Source organism: Streptomyces chiangmaiensis (assembly GCF_036281785.1).
In the GTDB taxonomy this organism is placed as follows: Bacteria; Actinomycetota; Actinomycetes; order Streptomycetales; family Streptomycetaceae; genus Streptomyces; species Streptomyces chiangmaiensis.
The window spans coordinates 1-10,941 of record NZ_JAYWVC010000243.1; the positions used below are offsets into that span (position 1 = coordinate 1).

Genomic DNA, 10,941 nt, shown 5'->3' on the forward strand with positions numbered 1-10,941 from the left:
CGGGGATGACCGCGTGCATGCCCACGCCCAGCGGGTCCGGCCAGGCCGTCGCGCCGTTGAACGCGATCGTCGCCGCCGTCAGCAACCACGCTGTCTGGCGCAGGAGCGGGAAGGGGATACGAATCCAGGTCAGCAGCAGGTCCAGGGCCAGCAGGACGCAGATGCCCGCGTCGATGCCGATCGGGAACACGTAACTGAAGCTCCCGAAGCCCTTCTTGATGGCCAGCTCACGGACGGCAGCGTAGGAACCCGCGAAGCCGATCCCGGCGATGATGACGGCACCGGAGACGACCACGCCGATGAGAATCCGATGCGTCCGTGTCAGCTGCAGTGGCGCGGCCACCTGTACTCCCCTCCCCATGCGTGTTGTTGCGCGCAACAGGGTGGCACACGCGTGTGGCGCATGGGTGACCGGTGTGTCGAGAGCCCGGTCCCAAAGGGACCGGGCTTCGGCAACTTCCCTGGTGGCGTGACGTGTTCGGCGGCTGGGCCGATTTTCCGGATCCGCTCAGCTCTTGTTGGACGCCGACGCACTCTTCGAGGGGCTCGCGGCAGCCGGCTTCGACGGCGAGGCGCCGCCGTCGCGGTTCGCCGCCGTCACCGCGGACACGGCCTCCTTGGCGGCCTTCTCGGCGGCCTTCATCAGGTCGTCGGCGCTCGGCGACTTCTCCCCGGCGAGGCCCGCACCGTTGTAGTCGAGGGTCAGGACGACGTTCTCCACGCGTGCCACGACGGTCTGCTGCTTGAAGGCGCCTTCCTTCTTCTTCAGGTCGTAGCGCACTTCCGTCGCCTCGTCGCCCACCCCGGTGAGCTGCTTCGGCTTCGTGTTCTTCGCGCCGTCGACGGACCGGGCGTCCTGTACCTGCCGGGTGTAGTAGTCCTTGGCGAGTTTGTCGCCCGTGCCGCGCATGGCTTCCGACTCGAAGCGCAGCATGGAGACGTTGAGCCAGCGGAACTGGGAACCCTTGACGCCGTTGTTCTGCAGGCTGCTCCACGAGCAGCTGGCACGCGTCGCGATGTCGTCTGTCGCGCCCTCCTTACCGGACTTCACCCCCTTCGGCACCAAATCGCCCAGTGTCTTGCCGGACAGGGTCGCGCAGGCCGCGGGCAGCGTCGAGTACGCGGCCGGCTGTACGGCCTTGGCCGAGGCGCTCTGCGAGGGCTTGGCGGTCGAGGTCTGCTGCTTGGCGTCGCCGCTCGAGGCGGCACCGGAGTCCGAGGAGGAGCAGCCGGCGACGACGAGCACCGCCGGAACGGCGGCCGCGCAGACGAGGAGTCGGCCGAGGCGAGAGTTCCGGCGGCCCGGCTGACGCTCCCCCTGATCGTGCTGATCTCGATGGTCTCGCTGTGCAGGTCGGTGCATGGTTCCTTCACTCATGACGCTCGTGGGTCGTGCGGTCGGATCGGGTCCGAGGGGCCACGGTACGCGGTGGGGACGCATGCGATGCGGGATCCGTTCCCTTGCCGGGCCCGCGAAGGAGTGCTCCTCAGCCGAGCGAACCGGCGAGCCGCTGAGCCAGTTTCCTGGCCCTGTCCTGCATGTCCTTGCTGCCGGGGGCCTGTGCGGTGCCGGTCGGCTGCTCGTCGTACTCGATGGTCACGACCACGTTGGACGTGCGGAACACCACAGTCACGGTGCGCTGCTGGGCGGTGCTCAGCCGGTCGTCGAGGAACGCCTCGTCGCCGAGGTCGTCGAGCGTGCGGGGCTGGAGGTCGGTCGGGGTCCCGGTGGTGGACGGGCTTCCGGAGGCGGACGGCGCGGTGCTCGCGCTCGGCGCGGTGCTCGCGCTCGGCGTTGCCCCGCCGTTCGCGGGACCGCCGGCGGAACCGGACCGAGAGCCGGGCTCGGGGAGGTTCGCGGCCTCCTCCTTGGTGGCGTAGACGTCATGGGCGCGGCTGTCGTCGGAGACCGCGTTGTCGTACGACACCACCCGCTCGAAGTCGACGTACAGATGGTCCGTGGCGCCGGTCGACTCGGCCTTCCAGCGGCAGCCGGAGCGGCGGTCGTTGTTGTACGTGGGCACGGCCTCGCCCTTGTACGCCTTGTCGCGCTGCTCGGGGTCCGCCGTCTGCTTGATGCCCGGCAGGAGCGAGTCGAGGATGTCGTGGTTCACCGCGCCACAGGCGTCGGAGAGGGTGCGGTACTTGCCGGGCGGGGCGGGCGGCGCGCTCGTGGTGACGCCGCCGGCCTTGGAGTCCTCCGCCGCACCGCCGTCGCCGGAACTGCCGGTGCAGGCGGCCAGCAGGGCCGCGAGCAGCACGACGACGCCCGGAACGTACGCCTTCCGCTGCACGGTGAGGCTCCTCTCGACGGTCCTGCGGGGTGTGTGTCCGCTGGTTAATCGGTTGCCGCGTGGGGCGGCCCCCTGGAGACAATGTGTATCGCACGCACTGCCGTGGACGCCGGTCCGTTGTCCTGTACGTCGACCTTGGCGCCGGCTTTTGCGATAAGAGACGTGTAATGCCTTTCGGGGGAGTAAGGAAGAAATGTCGTATGTAGAGGTGCCGGGGGCGAAGGTCCCGATCCGCATGTGGACGGACCCGGCGACGGTCGAGGGCGCCGCGATGCAGCAGTTGCAGAACGTGGCGACGCTGCCGTGGGTCAAGGGCCTGGCGGTCATGCCGGACGTCCACTACGGCAAGGGGGCGACGGTCGGCTCGGTCATCGCCATGCGGGACGCGGTGTGTCCGGCGGCGGTCGGAGTGGACATCGGCTGCGGCATGTCGGCGGTGCGGACGTCGCTGACGGCGAACGACCTTCCGGGGGACCTGTCACGGCTGCGGTCGAAGATCGAGCAGGCGATCCCGGTGGGTCGGGGGATGCACGACGCACCCGTCGACCCCGGCCGCTTCCACGGGCTGCCCACGTCCGGGTGGGACGACTTCTGGGGGCGGTTCGGCCAAGTGGCCGAGGCGGTGAGATTCCGTGCGGAGCGCGCCATCAAGCAGATGGGCACGCTCGGCAGCGGCAACCACTTCATCGAGGTGTGCACGGACACGACCGGTGCCGTGTGGCTGATGCTGCACTCCGGGTCCCGCAACATCGGCAAGGAACTGGCCGAGTACCACATCGGCGTGGCCCAGAAGCTGCCGCACAACCAGGGCCTCGTCGACCGCGACCTCGCCGTCTTCGTCGCGGACACCCCGCAGATGGCGGCGTACCGCAACGACCTTTACTGGGCTCAGGAGTACGCGAAGTACAACCGCACGCTGATGACGGCGCTCCTGAAGGACGTGATCCGCAAGGAGTTCAAGAAGGCGAAGCCGACGTTCGAGCCGGAGATCTCCTGTCACCACAACTACGTGGCGGAGGAGCGGTACGAGGGCATGGACCTGCTCGTGACCCGCAAGGGCGCGATCCGCGCGGGCTCCGGCGAGTACGGGATCATCCCGGGCTCGATGGGCACCGGTTCGTACATCGTGAAGGGCTTCGGCAACGAGAAGTCCTTCAACTCGGCGTCGCACGGCGCGGGTCGGCGCATGAGCCGCAACGCGGCCAAGCGCCGGTTCACCGCGAAGGACCTCGAGGACCAGACACGGGGTGTGGAGTGCCGCAAGGACTCCGGCGTCGTGGACGAGATCCCCGGTGCCTACAAGCCCATCGAGCAGGTCATCGAGCAGCAGAGCGACCTCGTGGAGGTCGTGGCCAAGCTCAAGCAGGTCGTCTGCGTGAAGGGCTGACGCAGCAAAGAGCCGTCGTACCGAAGGCCCCGTCCCGGAAGGGCGGATTCACTTCGCGTGTTTCACCGCATAGATCATCACGAAGGCCACGACGTGGATGCCGAAGAGGAAGTACGCGAGGTAGTACCAGACGTAGCGCTCGCGTTTCTTCTCCAGGGACAGGCGTTCCTGTTCCTGGTCGTGGTCCGGCTCGCCGGCCGGGGTCGGTGTCGGTTCGGCCATCATCGCTCCCGGTAGACCTTGGTGTTCGACGCCTGGGCCCGCGGCCGGACCACCAGGAGGTCGACGTTGACGTGACTGGGGCGGGTGACCGCCCAGGCGATCGTGTCCGCCACGTCGTCGGCCGTCAGCGGCTCGGCGACGCCGTCGTACACCTTCGCCGCCTTCTGCGCGTCGCCGCCGAAGCGGGTCAGCGCGAACTCCTCCGTCCGCACCATGCCCGGGGCGATCTCGATCACCCGCACCGGCGTGCCGACGATCTCCAGGCGCAGGGTCTCGGCCAGGACGTGCTCGGCGTGCTTGGCGGCGACATAGCCCGCGCCGCCCTCGTACGTGGCATGGCCCGCGGTGGAAGAGACGACCACCACCGTGCCGTCCCTGCTCGCCGTCAGTGCGGGGAGCAGGGCCTGGGTGACGTTCAGGGTGCCGAGGACGTTCGTATCGTACATCCGGCGCCACTCATCGGGGTCGCCGGTCGCGACCGGGTCGGCGCCGAGCGCGCCGCCGGCGTTGTTCACGAGGACACCGATGGTCCTGAACGCCGTCGCGAACTCGTCGACCGCCACGCGGTCCGTGACGTCCAGCGCGTACGCCGTCGCCGAGTGACCGGCCGTCGTGAGCTCCTTCGCGAGCGCCTCGATGCGGTCCTTGCGGCGAGCGGTGAGAACGACGCGGTAGCCCGCCTCGGCGAGCTGCCGGGCCGTCGCGGCGCCGATGCCGCTGCTCGCCCCGGTGACCACGGCGATGCGGGAGGCGGCAGAGGGTACGGCGGCGGTCATGGGGCGGCTCCTCGGGCGGCGGGCTCGGTACTGCGGTCCGTGTACAAGCGTACGGACGGGCTCTGCCCAGGATAGGCGGCGGGGCATGCGCCCGGCAGGAGCGCCCGAGGGGTGATCGGCCCGGTGCCGAAGGGTGGTCAGTGGCGGCTCCGTGGCACCCACATGATCACGGCCGTCCCGCAGGTCACCTGCCCGGCGGCGCCTGATGTGCGGCCCAGGTGGGATACATGCCGTGATGTCCGGTCCGATGCGGAGGAAGTGACGATGAGGAAGTGGATGTCCGGCCCGCTGGGTGCGGCCGTGGTGATGGGCGTGGCCATGCCCGCGACGGCCCTGGGCTCCGAGGTGGACCTCGCGTACCACGGGTACGTGGCCATGGGGCGTGGTGAGGTCAACGTACGGCTCACTCCGACGAATCTCGGGCCGAGCATCGAGGGCGCCACGGTTCGGCTGCAGTGGTCGAAGCCGCTGGCGGACCTGCAGCAGCTGCCGGAGGGCTGTGCCCGCCACGACGTGAGCACGGTGGTGTGCGGTACGGGGGAGCTCACCGCGAACGGCAAGGGACAGGAGATCCATCTGCGCGTACGTCTCGCCGACACATCGGCGGACGAGGTGCGACTGGAGATCGATTCCGTGTGGGGCGACGACACGATGGACCGCAACCCGGGCAAGCGCCGTCAGCAGGTACTGGTCCTCGGCACCGGGGATCGCTACGCCTTCTGAGCACCGTGAGGCAGACCCCTCGTTCTCCCGTCGTGGCGCTCCCTCGCCTCGTCCCACCGTCCCGGTGTGGAACCCGGCCCCGCGCCTGTCACCGGGCGCGATGGTGAACGTACGCCGCCGGCGGTACCCCCACCGTTGCTGTGAAGTCCCTGACCAGGTGGGCCTGGTCCGCATACCCCAGATCAGCGGCCAGACCCGCCCAGTTCACCGCCCGCCCGGTCTCCGTGCGCTCCAGGGCCTCGTGGATGCGATAGCGCAGGATGACCCACTTCGGGCCCACGCCCACGTATGCCGCGAACAGGCGCTGCATGAGCCGTACGGACAGGCCCTCCGACCGTGCGAAGTCGGCGACGCGCCGGACGGTGCGGTCCGTGCGGATGCGGTCGACGAGGGCCATGGCGAGATCGGCCTGCGGGTCGGCGTGTGGGCCGAGGCCCAGCAGGAAGGCATCCAGGGCGGCCACGCGGTCGCGCTCCCCGGCCGGGGTGAGGACGGCCGCGGGATCCGGCTCCGGGAACACCTCTGTCAGCGGCACGCGGCGGCCCGTCCAGTGCGCCACCGGCCGGCCGGGCGCGAAGGGGCGGAAGCCGCCCGGGCGGAACTGGATCCCGCACACCCGGCCCCGGCCCTGGAGCTTCTGTGTGAACAGCTCCAGACCGATGCCGGCGACCTCGCCCCAGGGTGCCTGGTCGCCGTACTGCTGGAAGACGACGTTCACCGAGGGGTGCGGGACGACGTGGGACGCGTACGGCTGCGAGAGGTCCCAGTCGATCAGCCAGTAATGCTCGAGATACGGGCGAAGGGGGCCGGCGGGCTCATGGCGGCGGAAGGTGACCCGCGTGAAGAGCTCCGCGGCGTCGACGATGCCTCGTGTGTCACGGCGTGGGGCGGCCATACAGAGATCGTAGGAGGGGTCACCGGCGGCGAGCGGAATAGCGGGAAGGCCCACACGGTTTCCGGTATAGTTGAACGATCAACAAATCTGGAAGGTGTGAGCGGGTATGCAGTTCGGGATCTTCAGCGTCGGCGACGTCACCATGGACCCGACCACGGGACGGACACCGACCGAGCGCGAGCGGATCAAGGCCATCGTCGCCATCGCGCTCAAGGCCGAGGAGGTCGGACTCGACGTCTTCGCGACCGGCGAGCACCACAACCCTCCGTTCGTGCCGTCCTCGCCGACGACAATGCTCGGCTATATAGCCGCCAGGACGGAGAAGCTGCTCCTCTCCACCTCCACCACACTCATCACCACCAACGACCCGGTGAAGATCGCCGAGGACTACGCGATGCTGCAGCAGCTCGCCGACGGCCGGGTGGATCTGATGATGGGGCGTGGCAACACCGGCCCGGTCTACCCGTGGTTCGGGCAGGACATCCGCCAGGGCATCAACCTCGCCATCGAGAACTACGCCTTGCTCCACCGGCTGTGGCGCGAGGACGTGGTGAACTGGGAGGGCCGCTTCCGCACCCCGCTGCAGGGCTTCACCTCCACGCCGCGCCCGTTGGACGGCGTGCCGCCGTTCGTCTGGCACGGCTCCATCCGCTCCCCGGAGATCGCCGAGCAGGCCGCCTACTACGGTGACGGCTTCTTCCACAACAACATCTTCTGGCCCGCCGACCACACCAAGCGCATGGTCGAGCTGTACCGGGAGCGCTACGCCCACTACGGGCACGGCACGGCCGAGCAGGCCATCGTGGGCCTGGGCGGACAGGTGTTCATGCGGAAGAACTCCCAGGACGCCGTGCGTGAGTTCCGGCCGTACTTCGACAACGCGCCGGTCTACGGGCACGGGCCGTCGCTGGAGGACTTCACCGACCAGACCCCGCTGACCGTCGGCTCGCCGCAGCAGGTGATCGAGAGGACCCTGTCCTTCCGCGAGTACGCCGGCGACTACCAGCGCCAGCTGTTCCTCATGGACCACGCCGGGCTGCCCCTGAAGACCGTGCTGGAACAGCTCGACATGCTTGGCGAACAGGTCGTGCCGGTGCTGCGCGAGGAGTTCGCGAAGAACCGCCCGGCGAACGTGCCGGACGCCCCGACGCACCAGTCGCTGCTCGCCGCCAAGGAGGCCGGGCGGGACTCCGAGCAGGGTTCCCAGGAGGTGACCGTCGCATGAAACTCGTCGTCGTGTCGGCGGGGTTGAGCGCCCCGTCCTCGACGCGGCTGCTCGCCGACCGGCTGGCCGCGGCCGTGGACCGGCACACCCCTGTCGACATCCGGGTCGTGGAGCTGCGCGACCTCGCCGTGGAGATCGCGCACAACTTCACCAACGGCTTCCCGGGGCGTGCGCTCGGCGACGCGCTGGACGCGGTGACGGAGGCCGACGGGCTCATCGTCGTCACCCCGGTGTTCTCGGCGTCGTACAGCGGACTGTTCAAGTCGTTCTTCGACGTGCTCGACAAGGACGCGCTGGCCGGCAAGCCGGTCCTGATCGCGGCGACCGGGGGCAGCGCCCGGCATTCGCTGGTCCTGGACCACGCCCTGCGTCCGCTCTTCTCCTACCTGCAGGCCGTGGTCGTCCCCACCGGTGTGTACGCGGCCTCCGAGGACTGGGGCGCCGAGGGACTGCCCGAGCGGATCGACCGCGCCGCGGGCGAGCTGGTACGGCTGATGGGCGCGGGCGTGGCGCCGGAGACCGCCGCCGTGCCCGAACCCGTCGGTTCCGTGCCGGGGCCCGCCGGGCCGGACCGCGAGCCCCGGGCGGACGGCGACCGTGCGTCCACCGTGGGCGGCACCGCCACCCGCTCGCACGGCTTCCAGGTGATCCCTTTCGAAGAGCAGCTGGCCGCACTGCACAACTGAGCCCGCTCTGCCGGGCAGGCCGGACGGTCCGTGCGGCGTACTCCTCGGGGTGGGCGAGGGGGTGGGCCGCCACCGTCCACCGTTCCGGCCCACCCCTTCCGCGTCGGCCGTCCACCGGACCGGGGGGCTTCCGGGACCGGCCGCGCGGGCCCTCGTCACCCGGCCGTGCCCTGTGATGGCGGGCCGGGTGGGCTTCGAGGCGGCGTCCGTGGGGTGGCGCCGTGCCGCGACGTGCGCGACGTATGTCGTCCGACGTCGTCCTACGTTCGACGTGACATGGCCGACACAGTGGCCCGACCAGGTAAGTCGCCACGCGCGGAGCGGTGAGAGGCGGGTAAGAAGACCGCCCGCGGCTCGGCTCACCGGCGGTGCACCGCTCCGGCCTTGGCAGACTGGTGGGGTGACCCAGACAGTGCTGCTCGCCGAGGACGACCGCGCCATCCGACACGCCCTGGAACGCGCGCTGACGCTCGAGGGTTACGAGGTGACCGCCGTGGCCGACGGGGTGGAGGCTCTCGCCCAGGCCCATCGGGCTCTGCCCGACGTGCTTGTTCTCGATGTGATGATGCCCGGCATCGACGGCCTCCAGGTGTGCCGCGTGCTGCGCGCCGAGGGGGACCGCACCCCGATTCTGATGCTCACCGCACTGGTGGAGACCGCCGACCGGATCGCGGGCCTGGACGCGGGCGCGGACGACTACGTCGTCAAGCCGTTCGACGTCGAGGAGGTCTTCGCCCGGCTGCGGGCCCTGCTGCGCCGCACCAACGGAACCGCCTTCGACGTGCCCAAGGAGGAGGGGAAGAGGATCCCCACCGGTCAGATGTCCGTCGCCGGACTGCGGATGGACGTGCAGGCTCGCCGGGCCTGGCGCGGCGAGCGCGAGCTGGAGCTCACCAGGACCGAGTTCGATCTGCTGGAACTGCTCGCGCGCAACGCCGGCATCGTGCTCGACCACGCCACCATCTACGACCGCATCTGGGGCTACGACTTCGGACCCGGATCCAAGAACCTCGCCGTCTACGTGGGTTATCTGCGGCGCAAGCTCGACGAGCCCGGTGCCCCGGCCCTCATCCACACGGTGCGCGGCGTGGGGTATGTGCTGAGGGAGGACTAATGCCTCCGCCACCCAGCCGGGACGCCGACGCCGGGGTCGGGATACGCCTGTGGCAGCGCCTGCCGCGGGGGCTGCGCCGCAGGCTCCGTCTGCGCTCCAGGCTGCGGCAGGTGTCCTCGCTGCGGACCACCTTCACCGTGTCGTTCGCGGCCGTGGCCGCCGGCGTCACCGTCCTCGTCGGCTTCCTGAGCTACGACGCCGCCGCGCGCCTTGTGCGGGTGGACCAGCAGACCGTCTTCGCCCAGGTCGTCGCCGACCTGCAGGGCCAGGTCCGCCAGAAGCAGCTGATGCCGGACGACTTCGCCATCTCCGACAAGGACCACGACACCCCGCGCGACGACATCATCCGGCCCAGCCGCACCGTCGTACAGGTGCTCGGACCCGGCGGAGTGGTCGTGGACCACTCCAATCCGGCGCTGCCCGTCGGTGCCGAGGACCAGCGGATCGCCAAGACCGCCACCGCGGCCCGGCTGATGGAGCACAAGAACGTCGATGTCGACGGCGACGTCTACCGCGTCGCGACCGTCGCCCTGGGCCGCGGCCAGGGCGCGGTGCAGGTCGCCCAGGAGCTCAGCAGCACAGAGGACCTGCTGCGCAGCCTTCAGCAGCGCACGGCCCTGCTGATGGGCGCGGTGGTGATCGCTGCCGGGCTGTTCGGCTGGTGGCTGGCCCGGCGCATCACCAGGCGTCTGGTGCGGCTGGCCGGTGCGGCCGAGGACGTGGCACGCACCCGGCGGCTCGGCATCCAGGTACCGGTCACCGGGAACGACGAGGTGGCCCGTCTCGGCCGCTCCTTCGACCGTATGCTCGGGCGGCTGGCCCAGTCCGAGGACGACCAGCGGCGCCTCGTGCAGGACGCGGGCCACGAACTGCGCACGCCACTGACGTCCCTGCGGACGAACATCTCGCTGCTGCGCCGGATCGACGAGCTGCCGCCCGCCGCCCGCGAGGAGCTCGTCGCCGACCTCGCCCAGGAATCCCGCGAGCTGACCGACCTGGTCAACGAGCTGGTGGACCTGGCCGCCGGCCAGTCGGACACCGAGCCGGTGCAGCGGCTCATGCTCGCCGATGTCGCCGAGGACGCGGCGACGATCGTGCGCCGCCGCACGGGCCGCGAGATCCTCGTCCGCGTCAGCGGTGACACGACGGTCGACGGACGGGTCATGGCGTTGCAGCGGGCGGTGTCCAATCTGCTGGAGAACGCGGCGAAGTTCGACCGCGGCGGCGCGGCGCAAATCGAGATCGTCGTCACGGGCCCGCAGCATCCGCCCCAGCTGGAGGACTCCGACGAGCCGGACACCGGGACGCCGCCGGACAGCGTGCGGGTGGAGGTTCTCGACCGCGGGCCTGGTATCGAGGAGAGCGACCTGATGCGGGTCTTCGACCGCTTCTACCGCGCCGCGGATGCGCGGAGCCTGCCCGGTTCGGGTCTCGGCCTGTCGATCGTGCAGGAAGTGGCCACGTCGCACAGGGGAGGGGCGTTCGCGTACCGGCGCAAGGGCGGCGGCGCGATCATCGGGTTCACGGTCGGCGGCGCGAGCGCCCGGGGCGGGTGACCGTGATCGCCTGAGCCCGCTCAGCCCACGTGCACCCGCGGCCGGCGCCGTCGCTCGCGTTCG

Annotated in this window: 12 protein-coding genes; 6 read left to right on the top strand and 6 right to left on the bottom strand. The window is 70.3% G+C overall.

All coding sequences use genetic code 11. The features are described from left to right. The 3 genes from VXC91_RS37970 to VXC91_RS37980 all read right to left on the bottom strand — a co-directional run. The coding region (locus VXC91_RS37970) for a DUF2637 domain-containing protein (RefSeq protein ID WP_329511909.1) at window positions 1-343 on the bottom strand (343 nt) is incomplete at its 3' end. 165 nt (window positions 344-508) lie between these two features. Continuing rightward, complete coding sequence (locus VXC91_RS37975) at window positions 509-1,363, bottom strand: DUF3558 family protein (RefSeq protein WP_329511910.1); 855 nt, start codon at window positions 1,361-1,363, stop codon at window positions 509-511. A gap of 124 nt (window positions 1,364-1,487) precedes the next feature. Further along, window positions 1,488-2,294, bottom strand: coding sequence for a DUF3558 domain-containing protein (locus tag VXC91_RS37980; RefSeq protein ID WP_329511911.1), 807 nt, complete (start codon window positions 2,292-2,294; stop codon window positions 1,488-1,490). Window positions 2,295-2,487: 193 nt separating this feature from the next. Between VXC91_RS37980 and VXC91_RS37985 the strand changes: the two genes are divergently transcribed. After that, window positions 2,488-3,681, top strand: a complete 1,194-nt coding sequence (locus VXC91_RS37985; RefSeq protein WP_329511912.1) for an RtcB family protein — start codon at window positions 2,488-2,490, stop codon at window positions 3,679-3,681. Window positions 3,682-3,729: 48 nt separating this feature from the next. Here the strand turns inward: VXC91_RS37985 and VXC91_RS37990 are convergent, their stop codons facing one another. Together VXC91_RS37990 and VXC91_RS37995 are read right to left on the bottom strand one after the other, a co-directional pair. Then, window positions 3,730-3,903: a hypothetical protein gene (locus tag VXC91_RS37990; protein ID WP_329511920.1), complete on the bottom strand. Its 174-nt coding sequence runs from the start codon at window positions 3,901-3,903 to the stop codon at window positions 3,730-3,732. Next, entirely contained in the window at window positions 3,903-4,679 is a 777-nt protein-coding gene (locus VXC91_RS37995; RefSeq protein WP_329511913.1) for an SDR family oxidoreductase, read from the bottom strand. The genes VXC91_RS37990 and VXC91_RS37995 overlap by 1 nt, the downstream gene beginning before the upstream one ends. Before the next feature lie 264 nt (window positions 4,680-4,943). On the opposite strand from VXC91_RS37995, the gene VXC91_RS38000 reads away from it, so the two are divergent. After that, a complete protein-coding gene (locus VXC91_RS38000; protein WP_329511914.1) occupies window positions 4,944-5,402 on the top strand; it encodes a hypothetical protein in 459 nt (152 codons plus the stop codon). Window positions 5,403-5,490: 88 nt separating this feature from the next. On the opposite strand, the gene VXC91_RS38005 is transcribed toward VXC91_RS38000, so the two are convergent. Continuing rightward, a complete protein-coding gene (locus VXC91_RS38005; RefSeq protein ID WP_329511915.1) occupies window positions 5,491-6,297 on the bottom strand; it encodes a helix-turn-helix domain-containing protein in 807 nt (268 codons plus the stop codon). A 106-nt stretch (window positions 6,298-6,403) separates the two neighbouring features. On the opposite strand from VXC91_RS38005, the gene VXC91_RS38010 reads away from it, so the two are divergent. From VXC91_RS38010 to VXC91_RS38025, 4 genes are all read left to right on the top strand, one after another. Then, a complete protein-coding gene (locus VXC91_RS38010) occupies window positions 6,404-7,522 on the top strand; it encodes an LLM class flavin-dependent oxidoreductase (RefSeq protein WP_329511916.1) in 1,119 nt (372 codons plus the stop codon). Then, on the top strand, window positions 7,519-8,208 hold the full coding sequence (locus tag VXC91_RS38015; RefSeq protein ID WP_329511917.1) for an FMN reductase: 690 nt from the start codon (window positions 7,519-7,521) through the stop codon (window positions 8,206-8,208). Before VXC91_RS38010 ends, VXC91_RS38015 begins: the two co-directional genes overlap by 4 nt. Window positions 8,209-8,608: 400 nt before the next feature. Beyond that, a complete protein-coding gene (locus VXC91_RS38020) occupies window positions 8,609-9,322 on the top strand; it encodes a response regulator transcription factor (RefSeq protein WP_329511918.1) in 714 nt (237 codons plus the stop codon). Further along, entirely contained in the window at window positions 9,322-10,878 is a 1,557-nt protein-coding gene (locus tag VXC91_RS38025) for a HAMP domain-containing sensor histidine kinase (protein ID WP_329511919.1), read from the top strand. Before VXC91_RS38020 ends, VXC91_RS38025 begins: the two co-directional genes overlap by 1 nt. Window positions 10,879-10,941 lie beyond the last annotated feature (63 nt).